Annotated in this window: 19 protein-coding genes and 1 other RNA gene; 13 read left to right on the top strand and 7 right to left on the bottom strand. The window is 50.5% G+C overall.

Translation table 11 applies throughout. The annotated features are described in order from the left end of the window. Positions 1-5 precede the first annotated feature (5 nt). Positions 6-671: a hypothetical protein gene (locus BD_RS00885; RefSeq protein ID WP_011162798.1), complete on the top strand. Its 666-nt coding sequence runs from the start codon at positions 6-8 to the stop codon at positions 669-671. Here BD_RS00885 and BD_RS00890 read toward each other — a convergent pair. From BD_RS00890 to ssrS, 4 genes are all read right to left on the bottom strand, one after another. After that, the gene (locus BD_RS00890) at positions 642-1,199 is read right to left on the bottom strand and encodes a hypothetical protein (RefSeq protein ID WP_011162799.1); all 558 of its coding nucleotides are present in this window, start codon (positions 1,197-1,199) and stop codon (positions 642-644) included. The genes BD_RS00885 and BD_RS00890 overlap by 30 nt on opposite strands. Further along, the gene (locus tag BD_RS00895) at positions 1,181-3,145 is read right to left on the bottom strand and encodes a hypothetical protein (RefSeq protein WP_011162800.1); all 1,965 of its coding nucleotides are present in this window, start codon (positions 3,143-3,145) and stop codon (positions 1,181-1,183) included. The genes BD_RS00890 and BD_RS00895 overlap by 19 nt, the downstream gene beginning before the upstream one ends. Positions 3,146-3,302: 157 nt before the next feature. Then, positions 3,303-5,555: a P-loop NTPase fold protein gene (locus tag BD_RS00900; protein ID WP_011162801.1), complete on the bottom strand. Its 2,253-nt coding sequence runs from the start codon at positions 5,553-5,555 to the stop codon at positions 3,303-3,305. Positions 5,556-5,632: 77 nt separating this feature from the next. Beyond that, positions 5,633-5,812: non-coding RNA, 6S RNA (ssrS, locus tag BD_RS18020), on the bottom strand. A 140-nt stretch (positions 5,813-5,952) separates the two neighbouring features. On the opposite strand from ssrS, the gene BD_RS00905 reads away from it, so the two are divergent. The 7 genes from BD_RS00905 to BD_RS00935 are packed head-to-tail and all read left to right on the top strand — an operon-like array spanning position 5,953 to position 11,752. Next, complete coding sequence (locus BD_RS00905) at positions 5,953-6,111, top strand: hypothetical protein (protein WP_157865624.1); 159 nt, start codon at positions 5,953-5,955, stop codon at positions 6,109-6,111. 56 nt (positions 6,112-6,167) lie between these two features. Next, entirely contained in the window at positions 6,168-7,574 is a 1,407-nt protein-coding gene (gene xseA, locus BD_RS00910) for an exodeoxyribonuclease VII large subunit (protein WP_011162802.1), read from the top strand. Between the two features lies 1 nt (position 7,575). Next, on the top strand, positions 7,576-7,800 hold the full coding sequence (locus tag BD_RS00915; protein WP_011162803.1) for an exodeoxyribonuclease VII small subunit: 225 nt from the start codon (positions 7,576-7,578) through the stop codon (positions 7,798-7,800). A 3-nt stretch (positions 7,801-7,803) separates the two neighbouring features. Beyond that, entirely contained in the window at positions 7,804-8,673 is an 870-nt protein-coding gene (locus BD_RS00920) for a polyprenyl synthetase family protein (RefSeq protein ID WP_011162804.1), read from the top strand. Position 8,674: 1 nt separating this feature from the next. Next, positions 8,675-9,451, top strand: a complete 777-nt coding sequence (locus BD_RS00925; RefSeq protein WP_011162805.1) for a TlyA family RNA methyltransferase — start codon at positions 8,675-8,677, stop codon at positions 9,449-9,451. Next, positions 9,420-10,421 (top strand): patatin-like phospholipase family protein, encoded by a 1,002-nt coding sequence (locus BD_RS00930; RefSeq protein ID WP_226987881.1) that lies wholly within the window; start codon positions 9,420-9,422, stop codon positions 10,419-10,421. The genes BD_RS00925 and BD_RS00930 overlap by 32 nt, the downstream gene beginning before the upstream one ends. Before the next feature lie 8 nt (positions 10,422-10,429). After that, positions 10,430-11,752, top strand: coding sequence for an aminopeptidase P family protein (locus BD_RS00935; RefSeq protein ID WP_011162807.1), 1,323 nt, complete (start codon positions 10,430-10,432; stop codon positions 11,750-11,752). 42 nt (positions 11,753-11,794) lie between these two features. Here the strand turns inward: BD_RS00935 and BD_RS00940 are convergent, their stop codons facing one another. Then, positions 11,795-13,111: a PAS domain-containing protein gene (locus BD_RS00940; protein ID WP_011162808.1), complete on the bottom strand. Its 1,317-nt coding sequence runs from the start codon at positions 13,109-13,111 to the stop codon at positions 11,795-11,797. Positions 13,112-13,408: 297 nt separating this feature from the next. Between BD_RS00940 and BD_RS00945 the strand changes: the two genes are divergently transcribed. Continuing rightward, positions 13,409-14,770 carry a hypothetical protein gene (locus tag BD_RS00945; protein WP_011162809.1) on the top strand — a complete coding sequence of 454 codons (1,362 nt, stop codon included), beginning with the start codon at positions 13,409-13,411 and terminating at the stop codon, positions 14,768-14,770. Here BD_RS00945 and BD_RS00950 read toward each other — a convergent pair. Beyond that, entirely contained in the window at positions 14,767-15,510 is a 744-nt protein-coding gene (locus tag BD_RS00950) for an HAD family hydrolase (RefSeq protein ID WP_011162810.1), read from the bottom strand. The genes BD_RS00945 and BD_RS00950 overlap by 4 nt on opposite strands. Positions 15,511-15,561: 51 nt before the next feature. On the opposite strand from BD_RS00950, the gene BD_RS00955 reads away from it, so the two are divergent. Both BD_RS00955 and BD_RS00960 read left to right on the top strand, forming a co-directional pair. Then, positions 15,562-16,017 (top strand): hypothetical protein, encoded by a 456-nt coding sequence (locus BD_RS00955; protein WP_011162811.1) that lies wholly within the window; start codon positions 15,562-15,564, stop codon positions 16,015-16,017. 3 nt (positions 16,018-16,020) lie between these two features. Beyond that, positions 16,021-17,655 (top strand): glycerol-3-phosphate dehydrogenase/oxidase, encoded by a 1,635-nt coding sequence (locus BD_RS00960; RefSeq protein ID WP_011162812.1) that lies wholly within the window; start codon positions 16,021-16,023, stop codon positions 17,653-17,655. On the opposite strand, the gene BD_RS00965 is transcribed toward BD_RS00960, so the two are convergent. Beyond that, positions 17,652-22,505 (bottom strand): hemagglutinin/hemolysin-related protein, encoded by a 4,854-nt coding sequence (locus tag BD_RS00965; protein WP_011162813.1) that lies wholly within the window; start codon positions 22,503-22,505, stop codon positions 17,652-17,654. The two genes, BD_RS00960 and BD_RS00965, sit on opposite strands and share 4 nt — an antisense overlap. Positions 22,506-22,707: 202 nt before the next feature. Between BD_RS00965 and BD_RS00970 the strand changes: the two genes are divergently transcribed. Together BD_RS00970 and BD_RS00975 are read left to right on the top strand one after the other, a co-directional pair. Further along, entirely contained in the window at positions 22,708-23,739 is a 1,032-nt protein-coding gene (locus BD_RS00970; RefSeq protein WP_144313891.1) for a hypothetical protein, read from the top strand. Between the two features lie 102 nt (positions 23,740-23,841). After that, the gene (locus tag BD_RS00975; protein ID WP_015089392.1) at positions 23,842-24,885 is read left to right on the top strand and encodes a rod shape-determining protein; all 1,044 of its coding nucleotides are present in this window, start codon (positions 23,842-23,844) and stop codon (positions 24,883-24,885) included. Positions 24,886-24,911: the final 26 nt, after the last annotated feature.

Consider the following 24,911-nt stretch of genomic DNA (forward strand, 5'->3'; position numbering starts at 1 on the left):
GATGAATGCAGTCAGCGCAAGGTGCTCAGAAGCAAACTCCGGACAAGGTTGAAAGATTTCGTCTGTTGTGTGAGCGCCTCGCCCTGGTTCTGCAAAAAGAGGGTTTGTCCGTCAAACCCTACCGTGACCCCGCTTTGCCGCACTTTAATCAGCTGAACGAAAGCCAAAAAGACATCGCCCTTCACACCTTGAAGGACTATCTGGAAATCTGCCAGGAAGCCCACGCGGAAAGTTTCTCTTTAAAAGATTCCCCACGCTTTTGCTGGAAGGCTTTGCGCCGCTGGGGCTTGATCCCGGCCTCTGATTTTTTCGACAAATTAGAAGAATCTGATTCTGTGGAAGTGTACACCGATGAAGGCCTGCAGGTGTTTCGAAATCTGCGCTTCTTTGAGGTTTGCACGTACACGCTGGAAGAGCTTTATTCTTTGGAGTGGTGGAAGCTGTACGGCCGTGAAGAATCTGTGACCCGCAGCCTTTTTTCAATCTCTTTGGATTTGATCAACGGTCATATCCCAGGAACGATGAAGTTCGATACCGGCAAACACGAACTGTGGGAGCTGTCTTCTGAGGGGATGCGCCGTTTTGTGGTCGAGCCGCGGCATGCGTGTTCTCTCCGTCGTAACGGAGAGATTCGGGGATTCCTATTTACGACGACGGTGGACTGTCTCTGAACCCAGCTGTTCTTCAGCGGATCTTTTCATGCCCGGGGCTGTGGCTTCCATGGTGTCTTCGTTGCGGCTGACAATCACGGCAGAATTTCCCAGGACTTCTTCTTTGGCCAGGGCTTTGACTGCCAGCGAGATCGCTTTTTGCTTTTCTTTTGAGAAGCCCACCACAGTCAGTTTTAGTTCCACCACCTGACCCACTTTCACTCCGGACAAAGTGTCAGAGGTGATGCCGTCAACAACACTGACCCCTTCCGGCAGGGACCACGTGTACGCCAGGTCGCCTTGCAGGGTCTGATTCACAAGAACGCGGCCGACAAGAATCACTTCATCAGTGCCGGATTCAGGGATTTCATCCTCGGATTTTAGTTCAACATGGAACAGAGCCAGATGTTTACCCACAGGAGCAGGCCGCCACGTGGATTTGGCTGTGGAAGCGGGTTTGCGGTCTTCCGTTTTTGCCGTGAAGGAATAAACTGAAATGCCTGCAAGCAGGGACAGGATTGCGGTAAAGGCTATCTTTCGGTTCCGCATATGACTGTGCCTCCTTTTTTGATTCTGTAAGTTGCATTGGTGTTCATCTGGGATGCCGTTTTATTGTAAGCGTTGATTTTTACGTTCAGCAGGTAGTAGCCAGCAGACAGTCCACTGGTGCTGATGGACTCGGTGGCGCCCACGGTTTCAGAACGGCTCTGTTTGACGATATAGTCAGAGGAATATCCGCCATACCAATAGGCGTCTTCAAAGTACACATAGTCCTTTTTGTACAGAATAAGATCCAGATTCAGCTTTGTGCTTGAATACTCCAGCGACAGAGTGGTGCTGTTGCCATCGTGATAGTACAGATAGAAGTCGTTATTCACCTGCTGATCCGAGCGTTTGACGCTGTCTCTGGCCGTCATCAGTTGTTCTTCTTTTCCGACAGTGAAGGTGATATCAGAACAGGTGGTTTCGCCCAGATAGAAAGCATAGTCCTTGGTGGTCTTGCTTTGCTTTTCTTCAGCAAGGATCGCGTCCCATTTTGCTGTCGCACCAGCCACGTTGCGGGACAGTAGATTGTTAAACAGACCTACACTTGGAATGGGATAGACGGAGGTGTTGACCAGACTGGTGGTGACCGGATTGGATTTTTTGTGCCCGGCAGTGTCTTCCCCAGCGAAGGTCATCCACACTTTTGAGAAGTCCATGCCTCCGCCGAATTTGGTGCTTTCATACTCGGCCATGTCATCGCGAGTGGCTTTGTAAAGCGCGCGCGATACGGACACTTCACGGAAAGTCCCCGTGCCGGCAAGATCCGCTGAAGTGTTGTCATAGCTTGCCGCAGTTCCATCCTGCCACAGGTTGAAGGAAATACTGACCCCGGCCGTGTTTCCTGAGGCGCGGTAGCCATAGGTGTCCACATAGTAGTGATAACGGGGATCTGTCGGTGCTCGATTTTCATCAGCGTTGTTATAGGCGGCATCCGCTCCACTTAAGACGGCGGCCTGGAAATAGTTGGCCCAGCCTTCACTCCAGGAAAGTCTGGCATCGATGACGAAGTTCCCTGTGTGGGATCCTCCCGGAGATCCGGAATTGCCGTAGACGTCTTCCAGGAAGTGAGCGTATTCATGCAGGATCACGGAGTCATCAAAGTGGTCAGTGTCAGAAGACTTCACGTCGCCGTTCACGCCCCCCAGGATGTAGAGCTTGCGTTCCCCCGGGGAATAGAACGACAGGGGAGAGTTGGAGCCGAAGTAAGAGTATGGATTGAATCCGGCCTTCCAGAAGACGGTCACTTTTTCGGCCACCCACCAGAGGTTGGTGTTGGTGGAAGGAATACCGCCATTGTTTTTGCCAATGTTGCGGCGGATGTATTCGTTCGCCAGCAGGATGTTGTACATGATGTTGAAGGCGCCACCTTCGATGCGAGATGACGTGCTTTCGTTGGCCTCGGCGTAAACCGGGGAAGAAGTCAGATCCAGCGTGCCTGTGGTGATATCACCCGCCGTGATAGAGAATGATTTCGCCGCATAGTGAGGGGTGTTGGCATAAATGTCGGCCAGGATGCTGACTTTCAGATAGTCATTATAAGCCCGCGAGAAGACTTTGAAAGTGTAGGTGCCAGCGGTTTTTGGAATCTTAAAGGTCGCAATGCCATCGGTGTCGGTTTCACCCTGTTGGATGCGGGTGCCGGAGGTGTCATAGATATGGAACTCTGCAAAGGAGATTGGAACGGCATCGCCAGTTGCGACCACATTGGTCAGTCCGTTGGTAGAGCTGCCGGGAGTGAAGCTCAGGCCGCGATAAAGGAACTTTGTCGGAAGTGTGACAGTGACGGACTGGGCGGCATCCATTTCGGTGGGTTTGCCGTAATAGGTCGGCTCAGGAGAGGCGGGGGCATTGGATGAGAAGTCGCCGCCTTCAAGGCCGCCACCACCACAAGCTGTCAGAATGAGAGTCCACGCGCTGATAAAACCAGCCATCATCCGGTTCAAAGTCATGTAGATCTTATCGGATTTACGGGGGGTGGGCTGAACGCGGGAAAGCCCTATTTCTTAATCGAAATTATTGAGGAAATGACGAAGTTTTTTGCAGGACTGTCTCGGCTTGAGACAAATAAAAAAAGGCTCGAAGAAACTAAGTCACCTTTACCTTAATTTAAACTTTAAGAAAGGATTTAATCACTCTTATTACATTCAGATATTTCCCATTATTAACTTCAATTAATCGGGTAACTAACGAGTGTTGAGAGTCGCTGGTCATTCGCATAAATCTTGCTGTATTTATGTAGTCGTCATTGCTATTGAAACCATTAATTTCAAGGTATTTTTCCAACAAATTGTCCAGTTGCGCTTCATTTAAGATTGATGTTCTTGCAATATGCATGTGGTCTAAATATTGCCGAAGGAGTCCGCTTTCATTTTCAAGTATCTCGAAGTAATTTTGATCTAGAGATAGTACCTCCTCATATGAAAAGTTGGGAAGAGAAGCGAAGAGGTTTGCTTTGATAGTTTCGAATTCAACTGGATAATCTGGTTTGTATACGCGTTTAAAAAGGAGCATGGACATAATTGATACTTTTAGTTCACCTGTCCATGCAACCTTTGCGCGGGCGCTTAAATACCCATTTATCCAGCTCTTAAAAATTCCGGTGGAGGATATAGCTTCGCGAAGAGAATGATAGATCCATTCAGTGTTTCCATCCTTTTCATGACAGATCTTCTTCATTGTTAATGCAACAAATGATGGATGTAGACTCCTATCGATTGCCTGAACTATTCCGATGAAGTTTGAGCTTAGTTGATCTGCGGTTAGATAATTGAATGAATAGCTAGGTATTTCTTGATGGTGAGAGTATGGATTATCCTTAAGTCCATCAATGATCATTTTGAGACCTTCCCATGAAATTGCATTTGGGGGGGATTTGTCCATTTGATAGATTGGGGTATAAATGGGATTTATCATTTTAAATAGATGATGTCTATTTTCGCCGTTTGAAAGCTCGGAAACTAATGTGAATGCTGCATGTGTTTGGTTTCCATAGATGCTTTGATATAGAGCGACGAACTTATCTTCGTCGCCTGGCATAGGTTCAAACATGTCTAAATAAATTTTTGGGAACCGTGTCTTTAAAATTGTTATCTTTATGGCCTCTTGAAGGTGGATCTTGTGTGCTCCGAACTTGAGGAGTGAGTGCAGGGAGATGGCAAATTGCTTTAAGTCGCGATAATTATTCAGAAGATAGTAATATTCGCTTTCAAAATTGGTCTTGGAAATTTCAGTAAGGTAGTGTTCCATGCCTTCTTGCTCAAGCACTCTCATGATATACTGTTTTGCTTGATTGTTGGACTGATTGTAGTCCAGCGCATGTACATGAAGTTCGTAGTCTATGTATTTTGCAAAGAAAGAGCTATGTCCGTGAGAAGAATCATGCAATAAGCTCTCAATTCGAACTCTGTCGTATAAAACAATTTGCTTAATTTTTGGAACGCCAGCGATTTTTCCAATTAAACGTAATGCGACGACGACCTCTTCAGGTTTTAGCCTGTCGAGATCGTCATATATAATTACGTACATATCATCTGATGACTCTAGGTGATTTGATAAAAGTTTTTTTGTAGCAATCTGACTATCGGAGTTTGTTACTAGTTGTACAACTGAAGACAATATGTTTGGGGTTGATGAAAGCATCGACTCAAAGACAGCCTTTGTAAAAATATTTGGATTCTCGCCAAAGAATATCGACAAATATTTTTCTCTTAGTTCTTCGACAAGTGACTCGGAGCTGAAGTAGTTTGAAGAGTCAATGTGAGTGATTTTGTACCGGCGGTCCTTTTCTAAGGTGGAGACTAAAGAGTGGATTAGAGAAGTTTTCCCTATGCCCCACGGTCCAGATATTCCAATAGTTGAAAGTTTGTTGTTTTCGTGCACTACCTTCAAGAGAAAGTCTTCCTTTTCTCCCGCATCTTTACTTAGACCTTCGGTGATCTCGAAAGGCCGTAGGTCAAATATTGATTCAAGTCCGAAGTTTTCAATTTTTTGGGGTGCTTTTCCGCTCTTCCAGTTAATGGAGGCAATCATTCCTAATACTGTGGATACCATTCCAATTAGGTAGACAATTTCTTTATGTTGAGAGGGTGGGGACGTGTATAGGTCGACAACAAGCATTAAGTTGGAAAGAAAGTAGGTGAAGCCATTGGCTATAAGGGACTTGGTATTTTGAGAGAACGTAAATACCTGATATGTGAGGCAAAAGCACAGCACTGACCAACTCGATATACTTAAAAGTCTAAGCGCTAAGCTCAATTCCTTTGTTGCGTCTACGAACAGTGACAGGCCGTATAGTATTGCAAAGCTGGCCAGCAGGGACTTTAGTAAGGAGGTTGAGTGTTTTTGTAGAAATGGGACCATGCTAGGACTATCGGATATAAACTTAAACTAATTAAGTGCGAAGTTTTTTGCAGGACTGTCTCGGCTTGAGACAAATAAAAAAAGGCTCGAAGACCACTCTGAAAAAGTAAACCTGTTTTAGCTAAGGTGGGTAACCATGATAACAACTTTAGGCTTCTCAGTACGAGCTGAGCTTGCTCACCATTGTCAGGGACAGTCCCCAAAAATATGCTTGTAAGGTTTATTTTCGATAGAGCTTTACGCCGTCGAACCCTTCTAAAAACCATTCTATCATGTCTTTTTATATCGTCAATCGAACCGGACTCTTACTTTCCGGTAAAGCTCCGATAAATTGCTTATGACACCAGAAAAGCTCGATTTTATTTTTCCCTTCGTGGTTTTTTTCTATGGACTCCTGATGGTTGTTGTGTTGGAGAACCCTGTCCTGGCGCGCATCGGGCAGGAGCGCATGGGTCAGGCCTATGCCAATTTGGCCAAACACAAATCCCTGGGTTGGGTGTGTTTTTTCGTGGGCGGATTGTGGTCCGTTCAGAACGTTTGGCACTCCAGTCTATAGGTCGTTGACTCTCAATGTATTGACTCCACCCCGAGGGAGCATTAGCCTCTGCTCCCATGTCGGACTCTCCTAATCAGCCTCTTCGTAAAACAGATGTTTCAGCCCAAGCCAGTCTTGGAGCTGCGGACCTATTGACGAAGAACAACGAACCTTCCGTGCTTTCCGTCGAGCAGCTTAATATCTATGTGAAGCAGTTGCTGGAGGGTCAGATCGGGCAGGTGTGGGTGAAGGGTGAAATTTCAAACTTCAAGGCTCACACCTCCGGTCACTTTTATTTCAGCCTGAAAGATTCCCGTTCCCAGATCACGGCCGTGATGTTCCGTGGTAACAACGCCCGTTTGAAATTCAAACCTACCGATGGGATGGAAGTCATCGTTCGCGGCCGCATCACGGTGTATGAGCCGCGTGGTAACTATCAGCTGATGTGCGAGATGATGGAACCCGTCGGTGCCGGAGCTTTGCAAAAAGCTTTCGAGCAACTGAAAATGAAATTGAAAGCCGAGGGTTTGTTTGAATCAGCCCGCAAAAAGCCGATTCCGACTTTCCCAAGACATATTGCGATCGTGACGTCTCCGACCGGAGCGGCGATTCGTGATATTTTGAACGTTCTTTCCCGTCGCGCTAAAGCCATCCAGGTGACGGTGGTTCCAACCATCGTGCAGGGTGAGGCGGCAGCTCCACAAATTTGCGAGGCCTTTAAAAAAGCCACCGCCCTTCCGGGTGTGGATGTGGTGATTGTCGGGCGCGGTGGTGGATCCATTGAAGACATGTGGTGTTTCAATGATGAACGGCTTGCGCGTTTGATTGCGGCAAGCCCGGTCCCGGTGATTTCCGCCGTGGGGCACGAAATTGATTTTACTATCGCTGACTTTGTGGCGGACTTGCGTGCGCCGACACCTTCGGCCGCGGCAGAACTTGTGGCGAAAAGCTCAGGCGAACTGGCCAACAAGGTTGTGTCGCTGGAGCGCATGCTGCATCTGACTTTTGAAAAGAAGATGAAGTTCCTGCGTGAAAAGATGCTGGGTCTTTCCAAACGACTGGTGGATCCGAAGCGCCGTTTGCAGGATCTGGAGCTTCGCAACGATGATCTTTTGAACCGTCTGGAGTTCGCGATCAACCGCCGTCTGGCGGAGCGTCGCCACCGGGTGGAGCTGATGAGTCAGAAACTGGGAAGCCCCCAGGATCTGATTGATGAAAAGAAAAAGGATCTGGAATATCTGAAGGCACGTTCTGAAAAGGCGCTACATTTTTCGATTGAAAGAAAAAAGGCCCGCATGGGCAAGGTCATGGCTATGCTGGATAGTCTCAGTCCCCTGAAGGTGGTTGAGCGTGGCTATTCAATCGTGACCAAAAATTCTGAAGTTATTAAATCTGCGAGTCAGGTGAAAAAGGGAGACCTTTTGGATATCCGCCTGGCTCAGGGCTCAGTGACCGCCATCGTGGATGGCGTGAAGGAGGAATAGAATGGATTTTGAGAAGAAACTAGGCCGTCTTGAAGAGATCGTGCAAAAGATGGAAAAAGGCGATCTGGCTTTGGAAGAGTCTTTGAAGCTGTTCGAGGAAGGTGTGAAGCTTTCCCGCGAATGCCATCAGCGTCTGAATGAAGCTGAATCCAAAGTGAAACTGTTGATGTCTGTGGGAGCTGACGGCCAGCCGGTGACCACTGATTTCACTTCAGAGGAGAACTAAGCCTTGGATCTCGCAATTCAGATTGATCAGGAAATCGCCGCGCGCACCCAGGCTGTGAACCAGTTTGTGGAAAAATATCTGTCTGACATGGAGCTACCAGCAGGCAGCGCCATTTCTGAGTTGCGAAAGTCCATGCTTTATTCCGCCACCAATGGCGGGAAACGTTTCCGTCCGGTTCTGTCCTTGCTGGTCGGTGAGTTGTTCGGTGCTGGTAAAGAGCGCATCTTGCCTTTCGCCGCTGCCGTGGAAATGATTCATACGTACTCTTTGATTCATGATGATCTGCCATGCATGGATAACGATGACATGCGCCGCGGGAAGCCCACCAATCACAAAGTGTTCGGTGAAGACTTTGCGTTGCTGGCCGGGGACGCTCTTTTGACTGAAGCTTTCATGCTGATTGCGGAAAACTATGGGGATAACAGCTTCCTGGTGGGTCACCTGACAAGGCTGTTATCTTCGGCGGCAGGAATTCGAGGCATGGTCGGTGGTCAGGCGATTGACCTGCGTGCTGGTGACAAACAAATGTCACTGGAAGAACTGACCCATCTGCATCGTCTTAAAACCGGTGCGTTGATTCGTGTGGCGGTTGAGGGTGCGGCTGTGATTGCCGGGGCAAAGCCGACTGAAATTGAAAGTCTTAAAAAATTCGGCGAAGGCCTGGGCCTTGCTTTCCAAGTGGCCGACGATGTTCTGGATCACGGCGAAAAAGGTCAGGATCTTCGCAGCTTCACCGGTATCCTGGGTCTTGAGGGCACAAAGACCTATTTGAAGGATGTCAGTGCTTCGACTTTGGCGGAACTGCACAAGGTGTCTGCCGATGCTCCGCTTTTGGAGTATCTGATCAGCTTTAATCAAAACCGTCAGGTGTAATATGGGCGAAAAACTGCGTTTGGATCTTTATCTTGTCGAAAAGGGTCTGGCGCAGTCGCGCACTCATGCTCAGGAGCTGATCGAAGCCGGTCAGGTTTTTCTTTTTGAAAATTCGCAAAAGCGTATTCTGAAAAAGGCAAGCTTTGCTGTCTTGGACTCTCATCACGGAAAAATTGAAGTTGAAGCCGGTCCTGCGAATCGTTTTGTGTCCCGCGGGGGCTTGAAACTGGAAGGCGCTTTGGCGCAAGCCGGGGTTTTCGTGCAAGGCCTGAAAGTTCTGGACGTGGGTATTTCCACAGGGGGCTTTACCGATTGCCTTCTGCAAAAGGGCGCTGCCCAAGTGCTGGGTGTGGACGTGGGCCACGGCCAGGTTCACAGCAGTCTTCTTTCCAATCCGCGACTGACAGTTATTGAGGGCATCAATGCCCGCAATCTTTCCCGCGAAGAAGCGGTCAATCAGGCGACCCCAAAGGAAAAGTTTGATCTGGTCGTCATGGACGTTTCTTTTATTTCCATCTCTTTGATTGTTCCGGAATTAGCACATTTTCTTAAGACTGAAGGCTGTCTTTTAAGTCTGGTGAAGCCCCAATTCGAGGTCGGCGTTGACGGCCTTGCCAAGGGGGGTATAGTCAAAGATGTTTCACTGTATAAAGAAGTCGAGACGCGAATAAAGGAACTTTGTTCGCAAAATGGATTTAAGGTTCTCGACTACTTCCCATCTCCGATTCAGGGAAAGGACGGAAATAATGAGTTCTTTGTTTTTGCCAAAAAAATCTAGTTGGATTGTCTTGTTCCTGTTTCTGGCAAGCTGTCAGAACTTAAGAACCCGTGAAGACATCCGCAAAACTCCGCAGCCGACTCCCAGCCGTCCGGGGGTGACGCAACCGCGTCCTCCGGAAAATGTCGGCACTCCTCCGCCGATGGAATCAGATGAAGAAGACGTGGCTGAGACGCCACCGCCTCCTCCGGCGCCGGTGATCCCGACAATGCCCAAGATCGGCGTGATCCTGGGTGGCGGCGGGGCCAAGACCTACGCGCATATTGGGTTCTTGCATGAACTGCAAAGAGCCAAGGTTCCGGTTTACGCTATTGGTGGAGTTGAGTTTGCAGCTCCGATGGCGGCCCTTTACGCCAACAAGGAACTGGCCAACGATGTAGAGTGGCAGATGTTCAAGCTGAAGGATGAAGAGGTTTTGAAAAAATCTCTTCTGGGTGGCGTGAACAAGAATAACGAAGTGACGGTGTTGAAGGACTTTGTCGGTGTGGCTTTCAACCGCACCAAGGTGGAAGACTTTAAGATTCCTTTTGCCTGTCCGTCCTACAACTTGAAAAAGAATCAGGTTTACCTGATGAACCGCGGTGGCATCGATCAGTTGATGTACCTGTGCATGGCGTATCCGCCGTTCTTCAAGCCCCACCAAAACAGTGTGGCGGGGGTTCGCGACATCACGGCTTTGGCCAATTACCTGCGCCAAAAAGGGGCTAACTATATCGTGATGGTCAATGTGTTGCAGGCTCCGGGGGGTTCAAAACCCTTCACGCTGGAGTCCAGTGCCACCGACAACGTCTTATGGAGTGAAATCGCGGGACTGTATAATAAGCCTTTGCCAGGAGTTGACACTGTCATCTCGCTTGATACATCCAGCTATGGTATTATGGATTTCGACAAGCGTCGTGAGATCATGAACAAGGGCGCAGACTCAGCTGCCCGTCAGTTGAAGGGTCTGACCCGCAAGTGGGGACTTTAGGAGAATTTATGAGCAGAAAACCCATCTATGACATGAACATCTTTTCCGAGAGAAGGAAAAAAGCCGGGGAGCAGATCCCAGGTGGTGCTTTGGTTGTGGCTTCTCACCCGGAATACATCCGTAATCACGACTGCCATTTCCCTTACCGTCAGGATTCCAATCTGTTTTACCTGACGGGCTGGGAAGAGCCTGAGTCTGTTTTGATTCATCGCCCGGGTCTGACTCCGGAAACAGTGATGTTCGTGCGCCGTCGTGACGTGGAAAGAGAAACCTGGGATGGTTTCCGCTATGGTCCGGAAGGCTGCGAGCGTGAATTTAAAATCGACAAAGCGTATCCGTTTGATGAACTGACCAAGGTGGCGCCTCAGCTTTTGAAAGAAGTCGACCGCGTTTATTACAGCCAGTACAAAAACCAGGAGATGGATCACAAGATGCAGGAGATTCTGCAAACGGTGAAAGCTCTTCAGGGGCGCATGGGGAATGGCCTGTTGGCGATTCACGATGCGGATATTCTGCTGGGCGAGCTTCGTCTGGTGAAATCTGAATACGAACTGACTCAGCTGCGTGAGGCGTGCGAGATTTCCGCTCAGGCCCACTTGGCAGCTATGCGTTTCACCCGTCCGGGTGTGACGGAACGCCAGGTTCAAGGGGTGCTTGCGCACAACTTCTATATGAGAGGTTCTGCCCGTGAAGGTTACAACTATATCGTGGCTTCCGGAAATGCCGCGACGACCTTGCACTATAACTTCAATGACCAGGTCTGCAAAGACGGGGACCTGTTGCTGATTGATGCGGGTGCCGAGTTCAACTACTACACAGGTGATATCACCCGCACTTATCCGGTGAATGGCAAGTTCACGGACGAGCAGGCGCGTGTGTACGAAGGTGTTTTGAAAGTTCAAAAGCAGATCTGTGACTATGTAAAGCCGGGGATTTTCTTTAAAGACCTGCACGACATGGGAACGTCTTTATTGACGGATCTGATGTTGGATCTGGGTTTGTTGTCCGGTCGCAAGGATGATTTGATTCAGGCTTTGGCGCAGAAAAAGTATTATCCACACGGTATCGGCCACTGGCTGGGTATGGATGTGCATGATGCGGGTCTGTACTTCAAAAAGAACGAACCGCGTCCGATCGAAGCCAATATGTGCTTCACGATCGAACCGGGTCTTTACATCCCGGCTGACGATGCATCAGCTCCTCAGAAATACCGTGGTATCGGTATTCGTATCGAGGACAATCTGCGTGTGACGTCTTCAGGATCCGAGAACATGACTTCGTCTGTTCCCAAAGAGATTGCTGACATTGAAAAGGTTGTCGGCAAAGCTTAAGCATTTGGAACCGAAAAAGGCTCACCGCAAGGTGGGCCTTTTTTATGTCAGCATGCTGTTGTCAACATGGCGAAGGTTCTGCGAAATCACGGAAAGGTGATTTTTAAGCTCGCTGGACCGCACCAGTCCCCATTGGCTTTCGTTTTCGATAGAGCGCAGGGTCTTTTTAAAGCTGGCAGTCAGATTCTCCATATCCGCCAGCAAGGACTCCAGGGCGCTGGAAAACTCTTTCACCCGGGCCATTTCAATTTTTCCCACCACACAGATCACATCCATGCCCGCGGTGACCTTGGACAGCATATTGATAGAGCGGCTCAGGGACTTGTTTTCCTTGATCAGCTTCTTGGCAGTTTCTTCCACATCTGCAAAGTTGGCCGAAATCAGACTTTTTAAAAGATGGCAGTTCTGCAGAAGAAACGCCTCCTGCTCGGGACTTTGTGTTTCATCAATCAGATGGTTCATCATTTCAATCTGCAGACGTGACGTGGCCATGGAAAAATACATGCGTGAGGCTGCGACACTGAAGTTGGCGAAGATTTCGTCAAATTCACGGGAGCTTTCATCAATTTCCAGCGCGAGCCTTTCGAGGTTCTTGGAAACAACACTCAAGGTTTTTCCGGCCTCGCCAAGTTTGGCGGCAGAGATTGTCAGATTGGTCGTGACCATCTGCACTTCACGGCAAATGTCGCTGATATTTTGCGCCTGATTGTTGCGGCTGAATCGCTGGCTGAGTGAATCGGCCAGATCAAAAGCGGTCCGCGCAGCTTTGGTGCACTTGCTGGAGGCCTCCTGAATTTCTTCGACGCGTTCGGAGCGGTCGAAAGTCAAAGGGGCCTTTTTTTTAAAGTGCAGCAACAACTGGTCCCGGGACTTCATTTCCTCCAGAAGGGCGCGGGTCATGAAGGCGTCATAGCTGGCAAAACCAAGTTTATGAAGTTCTGAAAGAAGAAGTCCTTCACTTTGTTCTATGCCCAGGCCGGCGTTTTCCTGGGATACCAGTCCTTCATAGATCCTTTGCACTTCGCCGAGAAAGACAGAGGAGGGCTTTATCCGAATGGACAAGTATCCGTCAGTCATCGGAAAGGCCATGGCAAATACCCAGTAGTACTTTCCGGTTTTGGATTTGTTTTTCACATAAGCCGCAATCGGCCGGTGGCTTTGCAGATATCCCCAGAACAGTTTAAAAACGCTGCGGGGCATGTCCTGATGGCGAATGATGTTATGAGGACGGCCCAGGATCTCGTCATTGGAGTATTCACTGACTCTGACAAAGACCTGATTGCCTGACTCAATTCGTCCTTTAAAATCAGTTTTGGAAAAAAACAGCTCGTTCAGTGCAAAGTCGGCTTCCAGAGTCATCCCGTCTCCTCGTGCAAGTTCCGCTTTATACTCGACAGAAAATTCGCATCAACAAGTATGAGATTACCAAGGGAATATTCCACCGCCTCGGTGGAGATGTTCCTTTTGTGGTTTGGATGAAACGTTCGCTGAGGTTCCGGGCGCTCTTTGTTGCTGTGGGAGCGGATTTGCGGCGGTTACCATTGAATGGCTGTAATAAGCCGCGGTTGGATGGACCCTCTGATGATCTGGTACGGAACACTTGCCTGGCACAGTCATTGATCTTCAGGTCTTTGCAAACTTAAACAGGAGATAACAATGAAAAAGAAATCAGTGAACTGGAACACGATCGGCTTGATGAGTCTTTTGATCGCCGCAGGTCCCGCGGGCGCCGCTGACAAAACGATCCATTGGGATCCAAATGCTTACTGGAGAGGCGGCGATCATTCCTATGAATGTTATGACCGGGGTGGGATATACCACGAAGGCATTTGTCTGGAGGGTTCCGCTTCTGCTCAGGTGGCAGCGGTCATTAACAATGATCTGCGCCGGGAGGGTGGCAACGAGACATCCATGGGCGACATGGTCACTGAAGTGGAAGGAAAGATTTCCAAGACTTTCGGAAATCGTCATTTCAAGCAGATCTTTATCTCGATCAGCGCCATTCCGAAAAATCAGGTTCTGAACTACAACGAAGAAAATGAGCAGAACTTCCACAATTCGGACCGTCTGCGCGCCGATGGTTATGTCGACCGCCCTTGGTTTCTGGCGAATATCGGAGCGAATATTGCGATGACGGATTCCCAGGATGTGACGGTTCTGGCGGGAGCATTCCCAGTCAGTGGTTTGAGTCCTCTGCAGGGTAAGCCCAGCCGGTACTATGTCACGGCTCCATACGGTTTGATGGTTCGTTATGACAAAGGGATTCAGATGAACTACCAGCTGAAAGAAGAGCTCGACCGGGTGCTGCTGGCCTCGTTCAGTGTAGTGGATGGCGATACCATCAAGGGTGAATCCAGCCTGGATCCGGCGGATTCCCGCGCCAATTCCTATCCGGCCTACGCGGGCACGGTTGAATTGCGTGTGGCCAATGCACTTCGCAAGGTTTTCGACAAGTCAGCGCCTTACTTGAAGAATCATGATTTCTATATTGGTGTGACCGGGGCCCATGGGGATGTCGGAAGTTTCCCGGGTGAAAAAAGGTCCCAGGATGATATGACCACTTACCTGGGATACATGTTCACGTCCAAGTACGGTGAGGCTGAGGTGCGGGTCTTCCGCGCAGACTTCACCCGCAACAAACAAGGTGACGGAAACGGACGTCGTCCACATGCACAGCATGTGAATTCAAAGGCCCACGGCGTGGAAGTGGCGATGCGTGGCGTGGAAGCGGGGCCCTGCGCCTGGGACTTCTATTATAATCAGCATGTGTTCAATACTGATGCCGAGTTTGCAGATGGTGAATTCACTTTTGAGAAAGTGCGCGGGGTGCGCGGCTGGGCGGCCGGAACCACCTGTCGCAATCTTTTGGGTCTGAAGAATCTGGATATCGGCTTTGAATATGGCAGCACCCAGCTGGATCGCAAGGGTGCCAAAGAAAATCTGAAATATCCAAACAAGGCCAATCAGTTCAATCTGACATTGAGCTATCGCTTTAACATGAACAAACTTGTTCGTTAGATAAAGCGATGGGACAGCCAGGAGAACTTTTCAGCGTTCTCCTGCAGCTCCTTTTCGGTTTTGAAAAGTTTGTCATCACGGGAGGCGGCGCTGACGGCCAGACTCAGATGCGTCGCTGACTGCAGCAGATTGTAATCACCCATGGTGTTTCCTGAGGCGAAGAACGGCTTTTTTCCGCCGGTGGCTTGCAGAAGGGCTTCCACCTTGCCCTCGCGATAGGTGATCGTGCCTTTTTGGCGGTCGCTGATCACGCCGTTATCCACATGCGTTTCCACACCCAGAACGTCATCTTTAGTCAGTCCCATCATTTCTGCGCCGGGTTCCACCGCCCATTTTACCGAAGCGGTGATGATGTAAACTTTCACACCCCTGGAAACAAACAGATCAATTAATTTTTTCTGTTCCAGAAAAACAGGAACCGGGAAGTGACCTTTGACCGCATCGATGGCCCACTGGTGCACCTGCTCAAGTTTTTGCCCCTGGCAGATTTGGGCTAGCCAAAGGTAGGCTTTGCGCGGATCCGCAGCTTTCATGTTTTCGTAGTGTTCCCACGGCTGTGGCGGAAGAGTCACAAGTTTGTTGTCAATCTGGTGATGGAAGAAAGTTTCCCCAAGATCGGTATCCCACAAAGTACCATCCGCATCAAAGGCGGCCACAGGTGCAGAATCCTGTTTTAAAACTTGGTCCAGTGTCGTATTTATGCGGTTCCAAATGTCGGTGGAATAGTCTTTGTATTTCATAGTGTCTTAGTATGAAATATGAAAAGTAAAATGACAAGGAGACCTGAGGGCATGAGCCTGTATTGCCGCGTGATTCAGCCGGAAGATTTGCAACAGATTTTGGATCTGGAAAATAAAAAGCTCGCAGAAACCTATCCGGATGAAATGGAACGAATGATTGCCACATGGAATTCCAAGTTCCGCGTTGAGGCTCTGAACCATTACATTGCCCTGGGCTGGAGCTTTCTGGCCTTGGAGCAGGAGACCAACAAACTGATGGGCTATTTCATCGCTCAGCCGCTGTTGTTCCTGGATGGGCAGACTCAGACCTTGTGGGTGGAGCATGTGCAATACAGCTCCCTGCAGGCCCGGGATGAACTTTGTGAGCTGGCCTACAAACTGGGCCGCGAAAAGCATCTGCAGCGGGTTTACTTCCCCAATGACAACGGAGTGCCGAACTCCGTAAAAGCTTTCAAGGCCGAAAGCTGGCAGCCGGGGACTCTTTCAGTCAAGACGACAAAAGGATAAGCCATGAAGAATTTCTCCTTCGCAAACAGAATTCAAAATATCAACAAGATGAAATCCCAGGATTTTGATCTCGTGATAATCGGGGGAGGAATCAACGGGGCGGGTGTGGCGCGGGATGCTTCGGCACGCGGTATGCGAGTGGCTTTGATCGAAGCCCGTGACTTTGCCTCTGGCACGTCGTCGAAATCCTCAAAGCTTATTCACGGTGGCATTCGTTATCTGGAAAACATGGAATTCAAACTTGTTTTCGAGGCCCTGAATGAACGAGGCCGCCTGTTTGAAATGGCCCCGCATCTGGTGCATCCACTGCGTTTTATGATTCCGCTTTATCAGGAAAGCCGCGTGGGCATGGGGAAGATGGGTCTTGGCATGTGGCTTTATGATGCGCTGTCATTGTTCCAGGCTCCAGAGATGCATGAGCGACTGGATGCCCAAGCCTCGATGGAACGCATGCCGGCGATTCGTCCCAATAATTTGCTGGGTTCCTACATTTATTCCGACGCCTACATGGACGATGATCGTCTGGTTCATGAAACCATGAGATCGGCCAATGAAAACGGTGCGCTTTGTGTGAACTATGTGAAAGCCACCGGGGTGACTTTCGGTCCGGATGGAAAAATTCAGGCCGTGAAGTGTGAAGATCAGCACTCTAAAGAAAAATTCACGATCAAAGCCCGTCACGTGATCAGCAGTGTGGGTCCGTGGACCGATGAATTGGGTGAAAACATTTTTAAGGACTGGAAGAAAATTCTTCGTCCGACCAAAGGCATTCACCTGACATTGCCCAAGCACCGTCTGCCATTGACCAGCGCGGTGGTGATGGGCGCGGAAAAAAGTGATCGCATCGTGTTCGGGATTCCCCGTCATGAGATGATCATAATTGGAACCACTGACACCGACTTTAAGGAATCTCCGGAAAACGTGACAACCACGCCGGAGGATGTGAAGTATCTGCTTTCTATCACAGATCACTATTTCCCGGGCGCCAACCTGACCGCTCACGATATCATCGCCAGCTATGCGGGTGTTCGCCCCTTGGTGGCGGATGGCTCCAGCAGCGAAGGCAAAACCAGCCGCGAGCACACGATTTTGTCCGACGACCGCGGAATCACTTTTGTTGCCGGCGGAAAGTACACCACCTATCGCCTGATGTGCGAACAAACCGTGAAGGCAGCGTTGAAATTCTTTACGTTTGAAGAGCGTGTGACCTGGGGCAAATCCGATACCGTCAAGCCATTGAATCCGTACACCAGCATCGACGCCTTCCAACAGGCCAAGGTTCAGGCGGATCTATGGGCTCGTGAAACGGGACACTCTGTGGAGGACATGCGTTTGCTGGCTGAGCGTTATGGCATGGAAGGCGAAGAGATCCTGAACAAGTATTCCGCTGACATGACCTACTGGCAGCTGGAGGCGGCTCAGGCCATTGATTCAACGATGTGTCTGCATATGCGTGACTTCTTTGCGCGCCGGGTTCCTTTATTCCTGGCCGATCGCAATCACGGTGTGAAACACATGGAGGAAATCGGCAAGGTCTTCCAGGAAAAGCTGGGATGGAACGAAGCCCGTCTGAAGGAAGAAATGCACATGCTGACCGAGTACATGGCCCGTGAAGTGGAATGGAAGAAACACTTCTAAGGCAGGAAGTATTCTGAGACGGCCGGCAACCCGTTTTGCATGGCCATAAAGACCAGACGTTTTGGTTTTGGTCCGGAAGCGGCTTTGATCAGAATGCGGCGGCCCTGACATGTTATCGAGTCCGTCGGCATCGGAAGCTCGGTGACGGTAAAGTGAGTCCCTGAAGCCAATGGCCAGACGGCGGTATTTCCCAGGTCCCCGGCATTGTGTATCGCAACCTTATATAGTTTCTTATCAACATTTCCACAGTAGTAAATCGCAGATCCCGCGGAATCATATGCATAAGCGTTTGGTATCTGTGGCAAAGTCAGCAGGGTTTTAACATTGCCTGAATACAGCACATGCATCTTTGCCGTCAGGATCGAAACATTAACAGGCGGAGTGTACATCCAGCCGCTGAGCTGATCAAAATAAACGGGCGCAGCCACCCGGTGAACCCCGGCAACACCCAAAGAGCAGTCTGTGGAAAGTCCATCGGGACAGTCGTCGGAATCAGAATCCACGCTAGTACGGCCCCCCACGTGATGAGTGGTGGTCGGGGTGATTAGACGGAAGGTGGCATTATGGTGGGCCGTTCCGTTCCAGTAAAGATTGTTCATCAAAAGATCGCCGGCTTTGTAGGCCACGATCTCGGGTGAATATCCGGCCAGCAGCAGGTCACCGTGGTTGATCGAAGTTTGAGTGTAGCTTGGTGTGGCGCCTTCGCCATTCAGTATCTGCTCCCACATCCCGGTGGCGCGATTCAGACGGCAGATGCTGTGATAAACTGTGTAAGTGCTTGGAGGAGTGGTCAGCACTCTGTTGTTGGCGCAGTTCATGTAGACATCGCCATTGGCAGGATTGGTGGCGAACTGGTTGGGGTCCCACCAGTTCCCCAAAAGAATGGACTGCAGATTGGCGGCGATGCCGAAATTGACTCCATTGTTAGCTCCGTCGCCGGCCACAAGTCGGACTTCCGGAGAAGAGCCCGGGAACACCTCTCGCAGTTTGTTCTGCTGGTGATCCAGCAACATCACACCATCACCCACGCTGTGATCAATGTAAGTGACCGACGCCAGACGCATGTCAAATCCAGAGCCGCCGTCGCCAGCGTCTTTGCGCTGACCGAACAGGGTATAGACTTTTCCGTTCACAACGGTCTTGATAATTCCGCGAGCCGAGAAGAACATGCGCCCATAACGATCCACAAACACATCATCCAGCGCCACCGCACACGAGGTCGCATCCGTGCCATCGGCGCATTCGCCCTGAGCGCCGGTTCCCAGAACCCGCACCCAGGTTCCGTCATCCTGAAGCTGGGATACGCTGTTTTCGGTGGCGCGGTTGGCGCGGTACACGCGGCCGTCCATGCCCTGAACTTCGTAATAGGTCAGTGAAGAGTTTCCAAACGGATGATTCGGGAACACGCCATTGCCAACGAGGGTGACCGGATCCAGCTCTGTCATGGGTCCATAGGAGTTGCCCGGCACACTGTAGACCGCCTGAACGTAGGCTTTCTGAATCGCACTGGTCGCAGGGTCAAATCTTAAGCTGAAGAATGAGTAAGGCATTGTGTTCAAGTCCCACGCAGGCTGACCCAAAACACCCGCCCCAGAGAACCGCACGCTTTCCACGCGAGGCACGGCCAGGGAGCCCTTGTAAAGTCGTATGCGTCCGCCATTGTCCTTGGCAGTGCCGGGCTTTTCAGAAATAAAGTACAGGTCCCCATTGGGCATAGGGATAAATGGGGAGCGGCGGCGAATCGACCAGGTTTCGTCGACAGACGCGGTTTTTATAATATTGATTTTCAAATCGCGTGGATCGGCGACAGTGTCAGCCGCGTCGGTTCCAAGATTTCCTGCCGGGTCCGCCCCAATCAGGGTCTCAATTGTCATCGGGGTGACATTGGTGTCGATCCGACGGATCATCTCGCGGTCATAGACCAGAATGCGGTTCTGATAATCCAGCGCTGTACGCAAGATCGCTTTGGCGCGGGCTTGCTCCACCGGGATGCCATCACCAAAAGCAGTTTCATTTTCTTTTGCCAGACGCAAAAGAACCTTCGAGTTGTTGGTGGTCGGATCGATATAAATGATGCCGTACGAGGAATCATTGAAGAAGATTTTTCCATCGGTAGTGACCAGCACCGTCCCCGGAGCTGTGTCCGTGTTCACGTTGGTGTTAAACACGGTGCTCTTGGCATTGCCGTCATGCCCCGGGTCCTGATTCCCGGCGATCAGATTGTAGGCTCCGCTGTTCAGCGGGGGGCTGGTGACTTGAGAGGTTTGCCCGTTGTTGTCAGTCACGCGAATCTGCAACTTAAAGAAAGTGTCATTGGGGACAGTCGAGTTCCACAGATAACAACCTGTGCGCGGAGCTGAATAACCACACGCCGTCGAGTTGCTGGAGTTGTTCGCCAGCGTATCTGAGATTAAAGTGAACGGCTGGCCGTCGAGGGCATAAAACAGTTCGACTTTCGCGATCGTGCCATTGTCACTGGCTTGCCAGCTGATGTGAGCGGCGGCGCCGTTGGCAAAGTTCATATCAAAAGTATTCGGCGGATTGTTCGGGGTGGCTGAATTCACTGTCAGGAAGTTTGCCACCACCGGCGGCGGGTCGTTGACGTAATTGATGGTGTTATAATCTTTTTCTAGAGTGGCAGAATTGGTACTGATGTTCCCACCAACATCCATGACCCAGGCGTAAACGTTATAGATGCCAAAATTGATTCCCAGGAAAAAGTCGAAATCAACCAGCGTCAAAGCAGGCAGTTCGGCAAGACCTGGTTTTGGGGCTTTCACACTGACCCAGCAGGTGTCAGCTGCATTGGGCGCACTGTTGGCCGTCTTGAGGCAGAATTTGGTGATCGCCGTTTCGGCATCGGTGGCTTTCAGGCTGACCGTCACATAGGAGCGAACCGTGTCATCCGGATCCAGCTGTCCGTTGATCTTCATCTCGCCCGCAGTGATCACCGGCTTGATGGTGTCCAGAATCACATCAAAAGCATTACTGACGCCGGTCCCGGTCAGCCCATGGCTGTCGGTCAGGCGGGCGCGAACCTGGACATCGGTGTTATAGGCATTTGGTGTCCAGTCGACAGTGAAGGACTTGTTGTTCATCGGGCCCGCAAGACCCAAAGCGCGGCTGGTGGCCACATTCCACGTGGTGCCACCATCGGTAGAGTAATCAAGGTGAAGGGTCGCGGCGGCAGTGACAGTGGCTTCGGTGACATACACCACAAATGGATAGCTGACATTGATAGCCAGAGTCGGCACGGGGTCCAAAGTCAGAATCGGGGCTTTGCTGTCGTAAGTGATTGTAAAGACCGTGGCCGTTGAAACATTCCCCGCTTCATCGCGGGCATAGAAACGCACGTTACGAAGGCCCTGTTGGTCACCATTGGCGCTCAGATCAAAAGAATAATTCTGTGCCACAGTCGAGCAGGCAATCCAGCCCGAGTCCCCCAGGGCCGGCGGTGCATTGACTTCTTTCATGAGAATGAAAGTCGCATCACTGCAATCGTTCACAGTGAACTTGGCTTCTGGATTGTTGGTTACGGTGGCGGTGTTTAAAGTCACGGATGGAGCCACGATCGCATTATCACGAATTAAAGAATATGCGTTGTGGTTGGTGGTGTTGCCAGCTCCATCAGTGGAGGACAGGGTGAAGTTCTTCAAGCCATCAGTCGCTGTCAGCGTGATGTTAAAGCTGAAGGTTCCACCAACGCTGCAGGTTGCAGCGGATGGGGACGTGGAGTAGTCACCAGAAAGATTCAGAGACGCCCCGGCCTCACAAGTGCCAGACACGGTGACGGCGGATTTGTGTTTGCTGCCGGCAAGCGGGCTTGTGATATTCAGCGCAGGTCCGACAGTGTCGATGATGACAGAACCCGACTCGATGATCGCAGTGTCCGGCTGCCAGTTGTCGGCTTGGTCCCCGGCAATGAAACAAAGGCGATATTCACCATCACCAGCAAAACTGAAAGTCGCCGGAGTCCCCGCGGGAACCGGAGTGGTGGCCATCAATGCCGCCCACTGGTTGCTGCAGTCGGTGTCCTTCACGATCACATAGTGATACTGAGTGGCATCGGCAGGCACCGTCACCGTGACAGAGCGATCCGCATCGTTGTTGGAAAGGGCGTTGCCTAAAGAGCCGAAAGTCACCGGCTGCAGTGGCGCCAAAGAGTCCTTGTTAAAAGTAGTGCTATTTGCAGTGCCAGTGTTTCCGGCACTGTCCGTTTGTGAAACCTGCAAAATGGTTGCGCCATCGTTGAGTGCACCTACAATCACCGGACCACTGAAAGTGCCGTTGCTGCAGGTGAAAGTCGCAAGCGTCACGCCCTGGGAAAGAATTGTCACGGGTCCATCAGCGCTTTCGCAGGTGCCATCCACCGGCAGGGCGACAATCAGCGCATTGCCAACCTCAGCCGGGAGCGGTGAAGAGAAACCCACGTTCGGTGCGATGATGTCTTTCGTGACAGCGGTTTCGTTGGAGGATTTAACCCCGGCAAGGGAAGTGACTTCCAGCTTCACCGTGTATTCCGCATCCGGCCAGCCTTGAGTGTTTACATCCAGACTGAAGGATCCGTCCTGGCAGACAGTGCTGAAGGTTTTTGGCTCCATCGTCGACAGGCTGTTTAAGCTGGGTTGGATGATGACGTCAATTTTCTGATTCGGGTAATAGCATTCCCCGCGCAAATTGTAGTGTGAAAGGCTGTCAGATGAATTGATGATCAGAGATTCAATTTTGCTTCCGTTACTGTCTGTCAGAACCGGCGGCGTCAGGGAATTATAGTCCGTAAGATTGCCCACGAGGGTGCAACCCGAGACCAGACCCGTGATAAGGAGTATCGATAGTGCCGTTACGTTCATCTACTACACTTATCGGCTGATGTTTCGTCGTGTTTAGCCGAGGATCACTGGCATTTCGCGAAATCTGGCGGAAAAGTGTCTCAAATTGTCACACCTGTCAGGGAGTTGATCAGAATGAATCTCCGGGCGCCTAACAGTTGCATTACGGCGTTGGCAGGGTCTTTGAAGTAAAGGCGGTGTTGACCGTATGTGGAGGTATAGCATGCGCATTCATCTGCAACTTGCCCTGTCTGTTTTGGCTCTGTCTGTGGCAGCCTGCTCCAATGGCGGAGGAGGCGGCGGCGGTGCGGCCCCGGTCCCAGCCACAACAACGACGACCACTCCCACGCCGGTCGATGTTCAGGGTGAATTCACCTACGAATATAAATTCAATGGCTGCACGACAGGCCGTCAGAAGCTGACTTCTAAAAATGCTTATTGCGATGCTTTGTTGAACGATGCTTTGAATAACAATTGTGCCCGCGAAATGCGCGTGGAAACTTACAACCGCATGTGCACCACCAACACTCAAGTCAGCAGCCCGGGAACTTTGCCGGCGATGAGCACCGCTCGTTGCGTGGTGAATGGGATGGATTTGAAGGATCGTACGTTCCTGCAGAACATGAATCCGTTCAATCCGCAAAGACGTCAGATTTATCGCGATATGTTCTGGAGCGGGAAGAACGATCAGGGCTACGACATTCTGGGGAGTCTGGTTGATTCTTACGGGAAGGGTCGTCTGTTGTTGACGCCAGCTCAGGCGGGCCGCTCCGCTTTGGGTGAAATCCAGCTGCACCAGCAGCGCGGGGACAGCAAGTTTTCCGTGCGTTCGGGCCTGGGCTCACAGATCAGCCTGAAGGTCACCAATCTGGAAATTCAAAAAGAAGTGGAAGCGGTTTGTCTGTCGGACAAGTCTTTCAAGCGCACCAAAGCTGATTTGCGCCGTGTGAAGTGCTCCCTGACTCACTCTGAGTCCGGCCGAAAGGAAACCCGCCGTGATGAAGAGATCGTGTGGGATGTCGCCAATAAGGTGGAGCGTGAGATCTTCCGCGGTCGTTCAACGGAAAGAATCACCCTGCGTCTGAAACCCGCTGCTGGCGGGCAAGACGAGCGCATTGCCGTTGAGGCGGTGGATCTGGATATCGACAAAACCATGGTGGCTGAAACAACCTTGAATGAAGGTTTGGAGGTCCGCTTCCGTGGTCAGTTGACGGGCACCGACCTTACGATCCAGTGTGCACCTGCGTCAAAATAAACTCAAAAAAGGCCTAAATATCAGTATTGACTCCGGTTTTTATAGAACCTAGACTTGAACTGTTTAAAGCCCGATGAATATTACACTGAAGTGAGATTCAGCATGAGTTTTTTTGACAAAGTTCAAGATTATTTTTCTAACGACATCGCCATTGACCTTGGCACCGCCAACACACTTGTTTACGTAAAAGGCCGCGGAATCATCCTTGATGAACCTTCCGTGGTTGCGGTCCAAAAGAATTATCGTGGGATGCAAAACCGCGTTCTTGCCGTAGGTAAAGAAGCCAAAGACATGTTGGGACGTACACCTGGCAGCATCGTGGCGATCCGCCCGATCAAAGATGGTGTTATCGCTGACTTCGAAGTCACCCAGTCCATGCTGAAGTACTTCATCGGCAAATCCCTTGGCGAGAAAAAATCCTTCATCCGTCCTCGTATCATCATCTGCGTTCCTTACGGAATCACTCAGGTTGAAAAACGTGCGGTGAAAGAGGCGGCTCAATCCGCAGGGGCTCGTGAGGTTTATCTGATCGAGGAACCAATGGCAGCGGCGATCGGTGCCGGCCTTCCGATCACTGAACCATCCGGCAACATGGTTGTCGACATGGGCGGTGGTACTACGGGTGTGGCGGTGATTTCTTTGGGTGGTATTGTTTACTGCAAATCCATCAAAGTTGCCGGTGACAAGTTTGACGAGGCGATCGTGAACTATGTTCGTCGTCAGTTCAACCTTCTGATCGGTGAAAGAACCGCAGAAAACATCAAAATCCAAATCGGTAACGCTTATCCGTTTGAAGAAGAAAAATCCATGGAGATCAAAGGCCGTGACCTTGTGGCCGGTGCTCCAAAAACCATCGAAATCACTTCTTCTCAAGTGAACGATGCTTTGATGGATCCTTTGTCTGAAGTGGTGGATGCAGTTCGTACCGCTCTGGAAAAAACTCCACCGGAACTGGCTTCTGATATCGTGGACAACGGGATCGTTCTGACGGGCGGGGGCGCTTTGCTGGCGAACCTGGACGTGCTTCTGAGAGAAAGAACTGGACTGCCGGTTTCTATCGCGGAAGACCCACTTTCCTGCGTGGTGATGGGTTCCGGTAAAGTTCTCGACCAGCTTGACCTTCTCAGACAGCTTACAGTCGATTAGTATAGTAAGGGCATCCACAAACGGAT

The sequence above is a fragment of the Bdellovibrio bacteriovorus HD100 genome (assembly GCF_000196175.1).
In the GTDB taxonomy this organism is placed as follows: domain Bacteria; phylum Bdellovibrionota; class Bdellovibrionia; order Bdellovibrionales; family Bdellovibrionaceae; genus Bdellovibrio; species Bdellovibrio bacteriovorus.